General features: G+C 43.5%; 15 protein-coding genes and 1 tRNA gene. All 16 read left to right on the top strand.

Annotated elements, in window-relative coordinates; translation table 11 throughout:
• The first annotated feature begins 170 nt into the window (after nt 1-170).
• Nucleotides 171-1,220, top strand: a complete 1,050-nt coding sequence (locus V9W66_RS02895) for a GGDEF domain-containing protein (RefSeq protein ID WP_144100490.1) — start codon at nt 171-173, stop codon at nt 1,218-1,220.
• Between the two features lie 237 nt (nt 1,221-1,457).
• On the top strand, nt 1,458-2,723 hold the full coding sequence (locus tag V9W66_RS02890) for a sn-glycerol-1-phosphate dehydrogenase (protein ID WP_144095854.1): 1,266 nt from the start codon (nt 1,458-1,460) through the stop codon (nt 2,721-2,723).
• A 70-nt stretch (nt 2,724-2,793) separates the two neighbouring features.
• Entirely contained in the window at nt 2,794-3,285 is a 492-nt protein-coding gene (ispF, locus tag V9W66_RS02885) for a 2-C-methyl-D-erythritol 2,4-cyclodiphosphate synthase (RefSeq protein WP_144095882.1), read from the top strand.
• A gap of 1 nt (nt 3,286) precedes the next feature.
• Complete coding sequence (gene cysS / locus V9W66_RS02880) at nt 3,287-4,696, top strand: cysteine--tRNA ligase (RefSeq protein ID WP_021650981.1); 1,410 nt, start codon at nt 3,287-3,289, stop codon at nt 4,694-4,696.
• The gene (locus V9W66_RS02875) at nt 4,681-5,106 is read left to right on the top strand and encodes a Mini-ribonuclease 3 (protein ID WP_144095856.1); all 426 of its coding nucleotides are present in this window, start codon (nt 4,681-4,683) and stop codon (nt 5,104-5,106) included. Before cysS ends, V9W66_RS02875 begins: the two co-directional genes overlap by 16 nt.
• A gap of 10 nt (nt 5,107-5,116) precedes the next feature.
• On the top strand, nt 5,117-5,842 hold the full coding sequence (gene rlmB / locus V9W66_RS02870; protein WP_243121834.1) for a 23S rRNA (guanosine(2251)-2'-O)-methyltransferase RlmB: 726 nt from the start codon (nt 5,117-5,119) through the stop codon (nt 5,840-5,842).
• 36 nt (nt 5,843-5,878) lie between these two features.
• Nucleotides 5,879-6,463 carry an RNA polymerase sporulation sigma factor SigH gene (gene sigH / locus V9W66_RS02865; RefSeq protein WP_144095860.1) on the top strand — a complete coding sequence of 195 codons (585 nt, stop codon included), beginning with the start codon at nt 5,879-5,881 and terminating at the stop codon, nt 6,461-6,463.
• Between the two features lie 84 nt (nt 6,464-6,547).
• A complete protein-coding gene (locus V9W66_RS02860; protein WP_144095862.1) occupies nt 6,548-6,886 on the top strand; it encodes a hypothetical protein in 339 nt (112 codons plus the stop codon).
• Nucleotides 6,887-7,050: 164 nt separating this feature from the next.
• A tRNA-Thr gene (locus V9W66_RS02855) sits at nt 7,051-7,123 on the top strand.
• A 114-nt stretch (nt 7,124-7,237) separates the two neighbouring features.
• Entirely contained in the window at nt 7,238-8,905 is a 1,668-nt protein-coding gene (locus tag V9W66_RS02850) for a glutamine--tRNA ligase/YqeY domain fusion protein (RefSeq protein ID WP_144095864.1), read from the top strand.
• Between the two features lie 189 nt (nt 8,906-9,094).
• Nucleotides 9,095-9,700 (top strand): Maf family protein, encoded by a 606-nt coding sequence (locus V9W66_RS02845; RefSeq protein ID WP_144095866.1) that lies wholly within the window; start codon nt 9,095-9,097, stop codon nt 9,698-9,700.
• A gap of 8 nt (nt 9,701-9,708) precedes the next feature.
• Nucleotides 9,709-10,374 carry an HAD family hydrolase gene (locus V9W66_RS02840; RefSeq protein WP_144095868.1) on the top strand — a complete coding sequence of 222 codons (666 nt, stop codon included), beginning with the start codon at nt 9,709-9,711 and terminating at the stop codon, nt 10,372-10,374.
• Nucleotides 10,367-11,170, top strand: a complete 804-nt coding sequence (locus V9W66_RS02835; protein WP_144095870.1) for an HAD family hydrolase — start codon at nt 10,367-10,369, stop codon at nt 11,168-11,170. Before V9W66_RS02840 ends, V9W66_RS02835 begins: the two co-directional genes overlap by 8 nt.
• A gap of 1 nt (nt 11,171) precedes the next feature.
• Nucleotides 11,172-11,429 (top strand): hypothetical protein, encoded by a 258-nt coding sequence (locus V9W66_RS02830; RefSeq protein WP_015525887.1) that lies wholly within the window; start codon nt 11,172-11,174, stop codon nt 11,427-11,429.
• Nucleotides 11,430-11,549: 120 nt separating this feature from the next.
• Nucleotides 11,550-14,546 (top strand): choice-of-anchor D domain-containing protein, encoded by a 2,997-nt coding sequence (locus V9W66_RS02825; protein WP_144095872.1) that lies wholly within the window; start codon nt 11,550-11,552, stop codon nt 14,544-14,546.
• A gap of 239 nt (nt 14,547-14,785) precedes the next feature.
• The gene (gene htpG / locus V9W66_RS02820) at nt 14,786-16,840 is read left to right on the top strand and encodes a molecular chaperone HtpG (protein WP_144095874.1); all 2,055 of its coding nucleotides are present in this window, start codon (nt 14,786-14,788) and stop codon (nt 16,838-16,840) included.
• Nucleotides 16,841-17,045: the final 205 nt, after the last annotated feature.

The following is a 17,045-nucleotide window of genomic DNA, read 5'->3' as shown; positions in this document are numbered from 1 at the left end:
CTCTGTATTGCCGTTTTTTTTATAAAGCAGCAAGAAAACAACTGCTGCAACTGTCATTCCATCTTCAAAGATTAATATTTTTAATGAAAGCTCACTGACCAAAAGTCTGTCATTTGATTTCCTGTAGGAAAGTAAATGAATATTATTTAAGGTTCGAGATAAATTGTGAAATGCAGACAAACAAGAAAAGTAAAAATATAATAGGTATTATACAGAGTTTCCTTATATTGATATTAGTAGTTCTTATTATTTTTATGATGATTCAGATTAGTAGGCTGCAGGGGACAGCACGCGTAATAAATTATGCAGGTCTGGTACGTGGAGCTACACAGCGTGAAGTAAAATTAGAAATTACAGGAAACCAAAATGAAGAATTAATTAAATATTTGGATGATATTCTTCTTGGATTGAGATATCAGGATGGACATTATGATCTGGTAAAACTCAATGACGAAGAATACCAGGAAAAATTGCAAATCCAGAGTGATTACTGGGATAAATTGAAAAAAGAAATTGAAGCAGCAAGAAACAAGGGATACGAAAATACAGACATTGTTAATATGAGTGAAATATATTTTTCGATGGCAGATGAAACTGTCTCTTCCGCAGAAAGCTATTCAGAAAAGATCGCTGTAAAGATTCGTACTATAGAGCTTTTGTCGGCACTTGATATGTTGAGTCTGGTGATATTGGTTATTATGCAGACTCTAAGGGCAATGCAGATGGCAATGCAAAACAGACTGCTGGAACAGAAAGCATTCATAGATGCCCATACTGGGCTGCCAAATAAAAATGCCTGTAATGAGCTTCTTAATAAAAAAGATATAATTACAGATTCTACAGCTTGCATAATGTTTGATTTAAATAATTTAAAAACTGTAAATGATACAATGGGACATTCCGCAGGAGATCAGTTAATAATAAATTTCGCAAAGCTTTTGCGCAGTGTTATTCCAGAAAAGGATTTTGTTGGAAGATATGGCGGAGATGAGTTTATAGCAGTCATTTATCATACAAGCGAGGCGAAAATTAAGGAAATATTAAAATCCCTGAACAGAGAAAAAGACAGATTAAATAGTTATGAAAATCAAATACCAATCGACTATGCATGCGGATGGGCATTATCCTCCGATGATATGTCGTGTACAATGCAGATGTTATTGGATACTGCAGATGCTTATATGTATAAAAATAAACAGATATGCAAGAAATATAATTAGCTTTCAGCTCAGAGTAGATAAAAGATAATAGACGCGATCAGACGAAATATTGTTTTGCGTAGAAACACTGGAAATCCTTGAAAACAAAGGATTCTTGGTATAAGATGAAACAAGTCAAAGCACGTTATTGCGTTCTAAAAAAAAATCCTGTATAATACCAAACTGTAATATTGTATCATTCAGCGGACAGAGAAATACGCTGTGAATCATTAAAAGAAGTCAGGAGGACATAAGTACATGCGAGTCGATGCGGACGATTTTGCCCGACCTTGCAGCTGCGGGAGGGAGCACCACATAGACGTTAGAGAAATTGTAATTGAATCAGGAGCTATCGGGAAACTGGAAAAGGAAATGTCAGACGGTGATCTGAAAGAATGTATTTCCCCGCTTCTGATCTGTGACACGAACAGTTACAAAGCTACAGAGGAACTGATGGAGGATATCTACGACCGGTGTCAGGTACTGATCCTGGATGCTGAAGGTCTTGAGGCAGATGAGCGTGCCGTGGAGATCGTGGAGAATTATATGGAAGAGGACATCGATCTTGTTCTTGCAGTTGGAGCGGGGACGATCCATGATCTCAGCCGTTTTGTCGCCCATCAGTACCGGATCCCTTTTGTCTCTGTGCCCACCGCAGCCAGTTCAGACGGATTTACTTCCACAGTAGCAGACATGACCTGGAATGGTGTAAAAAAAGTATTTCAGGCATCTGCGCCACTTTTTGTTTTTGCGGATACGGATATTTTTGCTAAGGCGCCTGCAAGGCTTACAGCAGCCGGGGTGTCGGATATTCTGGGAAAATACATTGCGCTGGCAGACTGGAAGATAGCAAGTATTCTTATGGATGAATACTATTGTACAGCGGTGGAAGACCTGGAAACAAAAGCGATCCGGACTGTTAAGGATAATCTGAAAGAAATTGCAGCAGGAGAGAAAGATGCATGTGAGAAGCTGATGTATGCGCTGATCCTTTCCGGACTGGCCATGCAGATGACAGGAAACTCCAGACCGGCATCCGGGGCGGAGCACCATATGGTTCACCTCTGGGATATGGAAGTGGTCAATGGTCACCTGGATGCTCTTCACGGGGAGAAGGTTTCTGCAGCAACCATGCTGGTCCTTCTGGAATATAAAAAGCTTGCAGATGCTATCCGAAGAGGAGCCTGCAGAGTGCATGCCTTTACAGACGGAGACAGAGAACTCCTGCAGGAGACCTTCGGCAGAAAAGGGATTCTTGGAGCACTTGAAAAAGAAAACACTCCGGAACTTCTGGACGATGTAAGTACAGAAACACTTTCCGGTGCACTTCCGGAAATCCTTAAGATCATAGATCTTCTTCCTGCAGTTACAGATATGCAGGAGATGATGAGTATCGTCGGCTGCGTGAGCAGAGTCCGGGATATCGGACTGCCGGGAAAAGCAATCGAGGAGAGTCTCAGACTTGCACCGTATACAAGAAGAAGGCTCAGCCTTCTGAGACTTCGGAAGATGCTCACATACTGAGCAGGAACAGCTCATAAAAGGTTCTTTTGACTTGACATAAATTTCAGGAAAGGCAGTGATGAACGGTTTGATGAGAGTAGGAATGGGATATGATGTACATAAACTGACAGAGGGCAGGAAACTGATCCTTGGTGGTGTTGATATTCCCTGGGAAAAAGGTCTTCTGGGCCATTCGGATGCGGATGTTCTGATCCATGCGATCATGGATGCACTTCTGGGAGCTGCGGCTCTTGGAGATATCGGAAAGCATTTTCCGGATACAGACCCTGCATATAAGGGAATCTCCAGTGTGAAACTTCTGGTGCATGTTGCCGGATTACTGAAGGAGAATGACTATGCGATCGGAAATATCGATGCCACCATCATCGCTCAGAAACCGAAGATGGCACCACATATTCCGACGATGAGAGAAAATATCGCAGAAGCACTTGGGATTAAAATATCACAGCTGAATATCAAGGCGACCACAGAGGAAGGCCTTGGATTTACAGGGAAGGAAGAGGGAATCTCCTCACAGGCGATCTGTTCCCTGTACAGAATCGGGAAATTGGAGGAAGAGTAACATGAAGATTTTTAACACACTGACACGCAGAAAAGAGGAATTTGTACCTCTGGAAGAAGGAAAAGTAAAAATGTATGTCTGCGGACCTACGGTATACAATCTGATCCATATCGGAAATGCCCGCCCTATGATCATTTTTGATACGGTGCGCAGATATATGGAATATAAAGGATATGAAGTAAATTATGTATCCAACTTTACCGATGTAGATGACAAGATCATCAAGAAGGCCATTGAAGAGGGCGTTTCCGCAGAGGAAATCTCTACCCGTTATATCAAAGAGTGCAAGAAGGATATGGCAGATATGAATGTAAAACCTGCTACAACGGCACCCCAGGCTACACAGGAGATCCAGGGCATGATCGACATGATCCAGACTCTTATTGATAAAGGATATGCATATCCGGCAGCTGACGGGACCGTTTATTTCCGTGTAAAGAAATTCAAAGAGTATGGCAAGCTTTCTCATAAGAATCTGGATGATCTCCAGTCAGGATTCCGTTCTCTTAAGGTATCCGGTGAGGATCAGAAGGAAGATCCGTTAGACTTCGTGCTTTGGAAACCAAAGAAAGAGGGCGAGCCGTCCTGGCCGTCACCGTGGTGCGACGGACGTCCTGGCTGGCATATTGAGTGCTCTGTTATGTCCAAGAAATATCTCGGAGAAGAGATTGATATCCATGCAGGCGGTGAGGATCTGATCTTCCCGCATCATGAGAATGAGATCGCACAGAGTGAGTGCTGCAATGGTAAAATTTTTGCAAGATACTGGATGCATAATGGTTTCCTGAACATCGACAACCGCAAGATGTCCAAATCTCTCGGAAATTTCCGTACCGTTCGTCAGATCGGTGAACAGTATGATCTTCAGGTTCTCCGTTTCTTTATGCTGAACGCACATTACAGAAGTCCGCTGAACTTCAGCGCAGATCTGATGGAGGCAGCAAAGAACTCTCTGGAGCGTATCCTTGAGGCGGCAGGCAAGCTCAGCGACCGTAAAGACAATGGGGCGGCAGAGAATATTACAGAGGAAGAGCTTGCGCTTCTCAAGGAGGCAGAAGGTTTTGTTACCAAATTTGAAGCTGCCATGGATGATGATTTTAATACTGCAGATGCACTTGCGGCAATTTTTGAGCTTGTAAAATTTGCCAACACAAACGTAGACGAGAACAGTTCAAGGGAGTTTGCCGGTGGTCTTTATGAGGAACTTTTTAAGCTCAGTGATGTGCTGGGACTGAAAATCGAGAAAAAAGAAGAGATTCTTGACAAAGAGATCGAGGATCTGATCCAGGAGCGCCAGGCTGCAAGAAAGGCAAAGGATTTCAAGAGAGCAGATGAGATCCGAGATGAGCTCCTGAAAAAAGGTATCATCCTTAAAGATACAAGAGAAGGTGTGAAATGGCAGAGAGCTTAAAGAAACTGAAAGAGCTGTTTGATCTGAAAGACGCAAACCTTCGGACTTATTCGCCGCTGACGCTGGCCTATATCGGGGATGGTGTTTATGAGCTGGTGATCCGTACTATTCTTGTGAAAAAAGCGAATTGTCCGGTAAATCGTCTCCACAAAAAAGCCAGCAGCCTTGTAAAAGCATCTGCACAGTCGGGTATGATGGAGATCCTCGAACCACTTTTGACAGAAGAAGAAAAAAGTGTATATCGAAGAGGAAGGAATGCGCATTCCGCTACCATGGCCAAACATGCCACCATGGCGGATTACCGGCGTGCCACAGGGTTTGAGGCGCTGATGGGATATCTTTACCTGAAAGAGGATTTTTCAAGGATACTGGAGCTGGTCCATGCAGGACTTGAGAAGGAGGAAATTTAAATTGACTGAAATGATAGAAGGAAGAAATGCGGTCCTTGAGGCATTTCGTTCCGGTAAATGTGTTGATAAACTGTTTATTCTGGATGGCTGTCAGGACGGACCGGTCCGCACCATCGCAAGAGAAGCCAGAAAACATGATACCATTGTAAAATTTGTTCCAAAGGAACGATTGGATTCCATGAGCGAGACAGGTGCACATCAGGGTGTGATCGCACAGGTTGCGGCTTATGATTATTCTACAGTGGAAGATATCCTGAAAAAAGCAGAAGATAAAGGAGAGCCTCCGTTTATCATTCTTCTTGATAATATTGAGGATCCTCATAATCTGGGAGCTATCATCCGTACCGCAAATCTCGCAGGTGCTCATGGTGTGATCATTCCCAAACACAGAGCAGTAGGACTGACTGCTACGGTTGCCAAGACGTCGGCAGGCGCACTGAATTATACACCGGTTGCCAAGGTTGCTAATCTGAGACAGACTATTGATGAACTGAAAGAAAAAGGCATCTGGTTCGTATGTGCAGATATGGACGGAGAGGTGATGTACCGTCAGAATCTGACAGGACCTATTGGCCTTGTGATCGGAAATGAAGGAAATGGTGTAAGCCGCCTTGTAAAAGAGAAATGTGATTTTACTACCGCGATCCCGATGAAGGGGGATATCGATTCCCTTAACGCTTCTGTAGCAGCCGGGGTACTTGCTTTTGAGATCGTGAGACAGAGACTGTCAAAATAAATACATCAAATACAGCCATAGCTGTTCGGAGAAAAAATGTGCCGATATAATGAGATGACGGATGAAGCTCTTATCGAAAGACTTCGTGCAGGGGAATCTGCAATTGCAGATTATCTGATGGAAAAGTATAAAGGTCTGGTCAGAAAAAAGGCCCGTGCCATGTTTCTGATAGGTGGGGACACAGATGATCTGATACAGGAGGGGATGATCGGGCTGTTTAAGGCAGTCCGTGATTACCAGCCAGACAGGGAGGCGTCTTTTCAGTCTTTTGCAAATATATGTATTGACAGACAGATATATACTGCAATTAAAAGTTCAAACCGCCAGAAACATCAGCCATTGAACACTTATGTGTCTTTAAGCGACGGAGAGGCGGAGGAAAACTTCAGAGATTCCTGTGTGGAGCATGATAATCCGGAATCGATCCTGATCGACCGGGAAAATGTGGCGGCTCTCGAAAATGAAATGAAAAAGAGCCTGAGCCCTCTGGAAAACAGGGTACTGCAGTTGTATCTGGATGGAAATGGATATATGGATATTGCCCGGATTCTTGGAAAAACACCGAAATCCATTGATAATACACTGCAGAGGATCCGTGGGAAAATTAAAAGCTATTTTTGAGAAGAGTAAATACCTCTTTCCTTTTGAATATAAAAGTATTAAAATAATATTCATAAGGAGCAGAATAAGAAAGGAGACCAAATTATGGCAAAGATCAATAAATATTGGGGACTTGTTGCAGTAGGAGCGCTTACCGCTGCCGCAGCAGGAGCTATCGCAGCACTTGTATCCAGACGATCCGTATGCGAAGAAGACTTTGAGGATGATTTCGAAGATCTTGATGATTTCAAGGATGACGAGAAGAAGGAAGAAAAAGAAGAGAAAGAAGTCTTCCAGGACTGGGACAAGACTGCATCTGAGACTGTAGAAGTTTCCAAAGAGGCAGAGGATGCTGAAGAGGCACCAACAGAAGCAGAAGAGGAAACACCTGCAGATGATGGATCGGAGGCCGAAGCGGAAGAAGAGACAGAAGCAGAAGAGTAAAAAGAGAATCCTGCGTGCTGTGTCTGTGAGCGACAGCACACAGGATTTTTTGTGCTATAATCATGAAAATATGAATTTTTAAAAAAATAAAAATAATGTATTGACAATATGACAATCATCTGATAATATAAACAACTGTGAGCGACACAAACGTCGCGAAACAAGCTGCTGTGGCTCAGTCGGTAGAGCGTCGCCTTGGTAAGGCGGAGGTCACGGGTTCGATTCCCGTCAGCAGCTTTTTTTGTGTCTAAAAACAGACAATTTTTTGTTTAAATACAGGTTTTGCGGGTTTCAAAAACTCCGGATTTATGATAAGATAAAACATCAGGATGATATTTAGGAGGGAAAGCAATGGAGAACGAAACAGTTTCCAAAAACTTTATTGAAAATATTATAGACAAAGATCTTGAAGAAGGCGTTTATGACACCGTGCATACACGTTTCCCACCGGAACCTAACGGCTATCTTCATATCGGACATGCGAAATCCATTCTTTTAAATTATGGACTGGCTCAGAAATACAAGGGAAAATTCAATCTCCGTTTTGATGATACCAACCCTACAAAGGAGAAATCTGAATTTGTAGAGTCCATCAAGGCTGACGTGAAATGGCTTGGTGCAGACTGGGAAGACAGACTTTTCTTTGCATCTGATTATTTTGATCAGATGTATGAGGCAGCAGTGAAGCTTATTAAGAAAGGCAAGGCCTTTGTCTGCGACCTGACTGCAGACCAGATCCGTGAGTACCGGGGAACTCTTACAGAGCCAGGTAAAGAGAGCCCGTACAGAAACCGTACTGTAGAAGAGAATCTTCAGCTTTTTGAAGAGATGCGTGAGGGCAAATACGGAGATGGAGAGAAGGTTCTCCGTGCCAAGATCGATATGGCATCACCGAATATGAACATGCGTGACCCGGTCATTTACCGTGTAGCCCGCATGACACATCACAATACAGGAGATAAATGGTGCATCTATCCGATGTACGACTTCGCTCATCCGATCGAGGATGCCATTGAGGGTGTGACACATTCTATCTGTACTCTGGAGTTTGAGGACCACAGACCGCTTTATGACTGGGTGGTAAAGGAACTGGAATATCCGCACCCACCGAAGCAGATCGAGTTTGCAAAGCTGTACCTGACCAACGTTGTTACAGGTAAACGTTATATCAAGAAGCTTGTTGAGGACGGTATCGTAGATGGATGGGATGATCCGAGACTAGTATCCATCGCCGCACTTCGCCGCCGTGGATTTACACCGGAGTCTATCCGTAAATTTGTAGAACTCTGTGGTGTTTCAAAGGCGAACAGTTCTGTAGATTATGCAATGCTCGAGTACTGCATCCGTGAGGACCTGAAGCTGAAACGTCCGCGTATGATGGCGATTCTTGATCCGATCAAGCTCGTGATCGATAACTATCCGGAAGGACAGGTTGAGTATCTTGAAGCTCCGAATAATATGGAGAATGAGGAACTTGGAACCAGAAAGATTCCGTTCAGTGGAGAACTTTATATTGAACGTGATGATTTTATGGCAGAGCCTCCTAAGAAATACAAACGTCTCTATATTGGAAATGAAGTTCGTCTTATGAATGCATATTTTGTAACCTGCACAGGTTATGAGGCAGATGACGACGGAACGATCCGTGTAGTCCACTGTACCTATGACCCGGAGACCAAGGGCGGAAATGCACCGGACGGACGTAAGGTAAAAGGAACGATCCACTGGGTGGAAGCATCCAATGCAGGTAAAGTTGAGGTAAGACTTTACGAGAATATCGTAGATGAAGAAAAAGGTGTTTACAATAAAGAAGATGGTTCTCTTAATGTAAATCCGAATTCTCTTACAGTAACAAGTGCTTATGTAGAGCCGGAGCTTCTGAAAGCAAAAGGTTATGACAGCTATCAGTTTGTACGTAACGGTTTCTTCTGCGCAGATATCCATGACTCCAGGGAGGGAGCACCGGTATTTAACCGCATTGTATCTCTGAAGAGCTCTTTCAAATTACCGAAAGCATAAAAACTGTCAAAAAGACTACGAAATATATGACAGCAGTACACCGTGAACAGGTATCAGGGTGTACTGCTTGTTTTGTTTTATCGTCATCAGGAATAAATGGATAAGTACAAAATGCTCCTGCAACGATTTCGGTTGCGCCCATTTACAGAAACGGTTATACTGATAACACAGGAAAGAGAGGAATTACACATGAAGAAAATCGTGCTTGCTTCCGCATCTCCCAGGAGGCGGGAACTTTTAAGCCAGGTAGGAGTCGTCTTTGAAGTGAAGCCTGCCAGCGGGGAAGAACGGATCACCAGTGCAGAGCCTGCGAAAGTGGTGGAGGAACTTTCCCGTCAGAAAGCTATGTTTACGGCATACGCGCTGGAGGAAGAGGAGAACCGAGATCTGAGAGATGTGGTTGTGATCGGTGCAGATACCGTTGTATCTTATGAGGGTAAGATTTTAGGTAAACCGGCAGATGAGACAGCTGCAATAGAGATGCTTGCTATGCTGCAGGGGAATACACATCAGGTATATACCGGTGTAACTTTGCTGATAAGAGAAAAAGGGAGATGGAAAGTTCATACCTTCCATGAGTGCACAGATGTGAGCTTTTATCCGGTGACAGAGGAAGAAATAAAGGAATATGTAAACAGCAAAGACCCAATGGACAAAGCCGGAAGCTATGGGATCCAGGGCGCCTGGGGAGCCTATGTGAAGGGAATCCGTGGCGATTATAACAACGTGGTGGGACTGCCTGTGGCAAGACTGATCTATGAGACAAAAAAACTGGGAATGAACCTGAGAGGATGAAAGACAAAATGATAAAAGCTTGTATATTTGATCTGGATGGAACAATTGCGGATACACTGGAATCTATGGCATATGTGGCGAATGAGATCATGGAAAAGTTTTCCCTGAAACCACAGCCGGCAGATAATTTTCGTTATTACAGCGGTGAGGGTGCAGATATGCTGATCAGAAGATGCCTGATCGATGCAGGAGATCCGGAGCTGGTACACTACGAAGAAGTCAGGGAACTTTATCGCAGGAAATTTGATGAAGATCCGCTGTATAAAGTTGTGCCATATAAAGATATGCCGGAAACCCTTCAGAAGCTGAAACATGCAGGCCTTAAGATGGCTGTATGCTCCAATAAGCCTCATGTTGCGGCGCAGAAAGTGGTAAAGGCGATCTATGGCGATCTGTTTGATGAGGTGATGGGACAGCAGGAAGGGATCTGCAGAAAACCGGCGCCGGATGGTCCGCTGAAGATTGCAGAAGATTTCGGTGTAAAGCCGGAAGAATGTATGTATATCGGAGATACAAAGACAGATATGCAGACAGGAAGTGCTGCCGGAATGTATACCGTTGGTGCACTATGGGGATTCCGTGACAGAGAAGAGCTTGAAAATAACGGTGCAGATATTGTAGCAGCTGTACCTGGTGATCTGTTTACTATTTATGAGGAGAAGCAGCATGATTAAGATGGTTGCCAGTGATCTGGATGGAACGCTGCTTATCGGTGGAAGACAGACGCTGCCGGAAGAGATCTTTCCGCTGGTAAAGGAACTGAAAAAAATGGGAATCCTCTTTGTGGCAGCCAGTGGCAGACAGTATGCCAATATGAGGAATCTTTTTGCGCCGGTAAAGGACGAGATGGCATTTATCAGTGAAAATGGCGGGCTTGCTGTCCAGAATGAGAAGCTTCTGTACTGCGACAGCTTTGACAAAGAACTGGTCAGAGAGATCATTCAGACAATATGGGAAAAGCCCGGAGCGGAATTTTCCTGTTCTACAAAGGATTTTTATTATATCATGCCCAAGACAGAACATTATCGCCATCTGATGATCGAAGAAGTAAAAAATCAGTGTAAGATCATAAAGAGTTTTGATGAGATCACAGAGCCTTGTATGAAGGTTGCAGTTTATGAGAGAGAAGGAATGACGGAGGAATCCATCCGGTACTGGAGAGAACGGTTCAAAGACAGATGTACTGTTGTGACATCCGGATTTGCGTGGGTGGATTTTGTTCCATTTACCACGAACAAAGCAAAAGGAATCCGTAAATACCAGGAACTTTTGGGAATCGGACCGGATGAATGCATGGCGTTCGGGGATGAATACAATGATATTGAAATGATGAAATCTGTAAAATACAGCTTTGCCATGAAGCATGCGAAGCCAGGGGTAAAGGCGGCGGCTTTCTATGAGACAGAGAAGGTGGAACCAGTAATTCGCAGACTGATCGCGGCGGGCGGAGATATAAAGGAGGTACTTTAATATGTACAAGAAAGAATATGTCCAGACATTTCTGGAAAAACAGGGTCAGCTTTTTGATGAGCCGGTAGCAGAGGATTTTGAGGAGGCAGAGGAATTTCTCGAGGATTGCATGGCAGTTGTGCTGGATTCCCTGAAGGATGTAAAAAAATATCTGGATGGAATGGGCGCAGATGTGGAGGGGATTTCCCTGAAAGAGCTGGAAGAAGAAAGCGAAGTATTTAAACTCCCGGACGGAAAATATATGATCGTAGAAGGCTGACGGAAAGCAGGGATTACACCTCTGAAAATTAAATATGCTAAACTTGCATCAGCAAAAAGATAGCCCTGCGTAGAAATGGGAAATGTGGGGAAAATAAAATGATGTAAAGGAGGATGGGATATGAAAAAAAGCAGAGTGCTGGCAGTCGTCATGGCTGTGCTTATGATGGTAACGCTGCTTCCATCTATGGTATTTGCCACTGCAGCTCCATCGGGAACTCTTGATGGAAAGCTGAAGGTCAAAGGAACACTTGCGATCGGGTCTACCTTAAGTGCAGATTACTCAAAGGTCAAGCCGGAGGGGATCACAGATGATAATGTGAGTTTTTCCTGGTCATTAAAGGACGGAGACATTCTTACAGAGGTAGGAACTGACAAGACTTATAAAATCGATGAAAAAGATCTGGGTCTTCCGATCGTTCTGAAGATCACCGGAAAAGAAGAGACGGGAGTCAGTGGTGAGCTTACGGTGACGACCCAGGAGGTTTCCGAAACAGAGGAGGAAGCCAAAGCACTGGCAGAAAAGAAAAAGGAAGAAGCCAAAGCAGCAGGAGAAGATCCGGATGCGGAGGAAAGTGAAGCTTCGGCAGCTTCGGAGTCTTCAGAGAACACGCCGGATACAGAAGCTGGAACGTCAGAGGAGCCTGATAGTGCTCAGCCTGAGAAAACCACAGATCCGGCAGAAGGAACGGAGTCTGCGGATGTGCAGGAATCTACGGACGCACAGGAACCTGCAGATACCCAGAAGCCTGCCGAAAACTCTGTTATAGAAGTAAACGGAAACGGAGAACAGTCAGGGTCTCAGAATACCGATGAAACAGATGCATCCGGAGACAGTCAGACAGAGACACCGGATTCTGCAGATACAGCAGCAGACGCTTCCGAAAAAAATGAGAAACCGACATATTCGGCATCTGCATACACGGAAGATGGAAGTGGAATTCTGGATTTTGGTTCCGTGGAAGAAGGATATACGGAAATTCCGGAAGCACAGATGGTTACTATCAAAAATAACGGAACCGGAGATCTTAATTTTAAAGAGATCGCCCCGGAGAATTTCATGGCTGAAGATATTAATGATGCGCCATTAAAGAGTGGTGAAAGTGTTACTGTGTGGGTAAAACCACGAGAAGGTCTGAAGGCTGGAGAATACAAAGATCTGATCACGTATCAGACAGAAGAAGGTGCCGATGTCTTCTTTGAAGCGGACTTTACAGTAAAAGAACCGGAAAATAATAAAGTCGAAGATAATAAAAATAATGGGCAGACAGATCCCGGGGAAACATCGGACCCTGCAACGGAAAAAATATACAAGCTAACTGCGAATCCGACAGAACTGCCTTTTGATGATCTGACTGCCGGTTATGAAAAGGTAGAAACAACAAGTACAGTCACGATCAAAAATGAAGGTACAGAAGCTGTGACGTTAGTACAGCCTGAGTCGGAGTTTTTTGATATTGCGCCGGTCAGTGAAGTGGAGAGCAGCGGAAATATCCAGTTGGCGCAGGGAGGAGAGCAGACCTTTACCGTACAGCCTAAGCTTGGACTCTCTGCAAAAGATGATCCATACGTGGAAGAACTTGTATTTGCTTCTGATGAAAGCACGGAAGCATCTGCTACAGTGACGGCTTCGGTTATGGTAAAGACAGAAACACCAAAAACAGTTACTGCAACAGTGAAACCGGAAGGTCCTCTGTCTTTTGGAACACTGGAACAGGGCTATGAGACCGCGCCGGATGCACAGTCTGTAACCGTAGAGAATACAGGTACAGAGGCTATCCGGATCCAGCTTTCTGCTCCGGAGGATTATGAGGTGGGAGAGCCTTCTGCGGAAGTGCTCAATCCCGGAGATAAGGCGGCAACCTTTACCGTACAGCCCAAGACCGGTCTTCAGGCCGGAGATCACAGCGGTACGATTTCTGTGACAGATCAGAATACCGGAAACACACTGGCTGAAGTCCGGCTGGAATTTACAGTTTCGGAGCCGGAACCGGAACCCAATCCCGGCCTTTCGGTAACAGACAGTCTGGAGTTTGGAACCAAAGAAGAAGGCTATAAGGAACTTCCTGATGCGAAGAAAGTTACAGTTACCAACACCGGAAATACAAAGATCGTTCTGAAACAGCCTTCATCAAATGCATATACAATTGGTACACTTTCCGCCACAGAGCTGGAAGCAGGAGATAATGCAACCTTTAGTGTACAGCCGGTCAGCGGACTTTCACAGGGGGAATATCTGGAAGACATTGTGATCGCCAATGATGCAAATGTGGAAGCTTATGTAAATGTCCATTTCAGCGTTACAAAGAAAAAAACAGATAACAGTAAGAAGGCGAATAACCTTACAGGTATCAAAAAGCCATCCGATATCAAAGATCTTCCCAATGGAACCCAGAAAACCCAGAAAGCCCTGAAGCTTCCGGGAACAGTAAAGATCACTACAACAAAGGGAGAGCAGAAGGCATCTGTTAAATGGGATGTTAAGGGATCTTCCTATGATCCGTCTTCTGCAGAACGTCAGATATTTAATGTAAAAGGTACTGTCATTCTTCCGGAGGGGGTTAAGAATCCCAACAAGATCAGTACAGTGATCGCAGTAAGTATTACAGTAAACGGATATCAGGGCAAGGAAGCCGCTGCATCGGATAATAAGATCACAGGAATTGATTCCAATGGCAAGTATGATACCAATACAAAGATCACCTTTACAGCAGCTGGTGCAGGGATGGATAATACAAACCCGCGTAAGGGAGATACCAGATATCAGCCGAAGAGCTGGAAGATCACAGAGACCCGTACCTGGGATGGAGAGCCTTATACTGCAACATTCCGTGTCAGCAAGCCGGGAAAATATACTCTGAAAGTTACCTTTGGACAGCAGAAATATGACGGCTCCAGCTGGAAGGATACCGGTACACAGTCAGAAAGTGCGGTTACTTTTACGGTATCACAGGCAGCAGTTCTTACTGCGACTCCGAGTCCGGCAGTGACACAGACAAATCAGAAATCTGCAGTGCAGACGGGAGACAGTACACCGATCATGACATTTGTGATCATTTTGATCGTGGCTGTGGTATGTATTGGAGGAATCCTTGTATATCGTAGAAAGAAAAAATAAGAACAGAATGTAGAAGATAGTTTTACAGCACCCTCCGTAAAAAAATGTACGGAGGGATTTTTTTGCACATAGAGATCCGTTTTGTATGTTGCTGCTAGCACTCTGCAATGATGAGTGCTAAATTTTTCTTGACTTTTGTAAAAAGTCGTATTAGTATATATTTATTGAAAAAAACAACAGGTTTCCGGCTCTGTCGGAACATCAGAAATAAAAATAAAAACCAAAGGAGAGTGACATATATGTCAGCAAAACATGGCAGTTTATCAATCAACAGTGAAAATATTTTTCCGATTATCAAGAAATGGTTATATTCCGACCATGATATTTTTGTAAGAGAGATGATCTCCAACGGATGCGATGCGATCACCAAACTGAGAAAGCTGGAAGTTATGGGAGATTATACATTCCCGGAAGGTTACAAACCGGCTGTAAATGTTATCGTTGATCCGGATCAGAAAACTTTGAAGTTTATCGATAACGGTATTGGTATGACAGCAGATGAAGTAGAGGAATATATCACACAGATCGCTTTTTCCGGTGCCACAGAGTTTCTTGAGAAATATAAGGATAAAACAACGGATGATCAGATGATCGGTCATTTCGGACTTGGATTTTATTCTGCATTTATGGTTGCAGATGAAGTTCATATTGATACTCTCTCTTACAAGGAGGGTTCCACACCGGTACATTGGACCTGTGACGGTGGTACGGAGTATGAGATGGCAGACGGAAACAAAACAGAACCGGGAACAGAGATCACTCTTTTCCTCAATGAGGAAAGCCTGGAGTTTGCCAATGAATATCGTATGAGAGAGGTTATTGAGAAATACTGTTCTTTCATGCCGGTAAATATCTATCTTTCCAAAGCAAATGCTGAACAGGAGTATGAAACCATCGATGAGACAGATCTCCGTGAAGATGATGTGGTAGTTGAGCATATCCATGAGGATGCCAAGACAGAGGAAAAGGAGAATGATAAAGGCGAGAAAGAAGTTGTGGAAGTTTCTCCTGCCAAAGATAAAGTAAAGATCAATAAACGGCCGGTATCTTTAAGCGATACACAGCCGCTCTGGATGAAACGCCCAAATGAGTGCACGGATGAAGAGTATAAAGAATTTTACCGTAAGGTATTTATGGATTACAAGGAGCCGCTGTTCTGGATCCATCTGAACATGGACTATCCGTTCAATCTGAAGGGTATCCTGTATTTCCCGAAGATCAGGACAGAGTATGATTCCATTGAGGGAACCATCAAGCTTTATAATAATCAGGTATTTATTGCAGATAACATCAAAGAGGTGATCCCGGAATTCCTTCTTCTTCTGAAAGGTGTGATCGACTGCCCGGATCTTCCACTGAATGTTTCCCGTTCTGCACTGCAGAATGATGGTTTTGTGAAAAAGATTTCTGAATATATCACCAAGAAAGTAGCAGATAAGCTCACCGGAATGTGCAAGACAGACAGAGAGTCTTATGAGAAGTACTGGGATGATATCAGCCCGTTTATCAAATTTGGATGCATCAAGGATGCGAAATTTGGTGAGAAGATGAACGATTATATCCTCTTTAAGAATCTGGATGGCAAATATCTTACCCTGAAAGACTGCATTGAGGAAAATAAAAAAGAAGAAACAAAAGCAGCTGAAGAGGAGAAGACAGAGGAGAAAGCTTCTGAAGGAGCCCAGAATGAGGAACCGGAAAAAACGGTGATCTATTATGTGACCGATGAGGTACAGCAGAGCCAGTACATTAATATGTTCCGTGAAGCGGGTAAAGATGCTGTACTGCTGAAGCATGTGATCGATTCACAGTTTATTTCCCATCTTGAACAGCAGGATCAGACGATCCAGTTCAAGAGAATTGATGCAGATCTGACAGAAGAGCTTCGTGAAGACGGAGAAGCGGATGAAACAACAGTCAAGACACTTACTGAGGTGTTCCGTAAGAATCTTGGCAAGGATAAACTTGAAGTAAAAGTAGAGAAGCTGAAAAATGAGGGAACTGCAGCGATGATCACTCTTCCTGAGGAGAGCCGCCGTATGCAGGATATGATGAAAATGTACAATATGTACGGAATGGATCCGAATATGTTCGGTGGTCAGGAAGTACTTGTACTGAACGCAAATCATCCTCTTGTAAGATTTATAGCAGAAAATCAGGGATCAGAGTATGTTCCGGTGATCTGTGAACAGCTGTATGATCTTGCAATGATGAGCCATAAACAGCTTTCTCCTGAAGAAATGACAAAATTTGTAAAGAGAAGCAACGATATCCTTATGGTCCTTACAAAATAAAACGACATATAAAATGATCGAAAGGCTTTGCCCGTAATGGGGCAAAGCCTTTGTTTTTTTTATAACAATATGTGTATTTTTAACACAATTCGAGGGATTTTAAATAAAATAATAGATATTAAATAAAAACAACCTGTAAAATATGATTAAAAATTCAAATTAGTATCTAATATGTATAAAACAAATTTTCAGAAGAAAGCGAAAA

Source organism: Blautia massiliensis (ex Durand et al. 2017), assembly GCF_051861785.1.
Classification (GTDB): domain Bacteria; phylum Bacillota; class Clostridia; order Lachnospirales; family Lachnospiraceae; genus Blautia_A; species Blautia_A luti_A.
The sequence above is the reverse complement of the archived record's forward strand: the minus strand, read 5'-3'. Positions and strand labels throughout refer to the sequence as shown.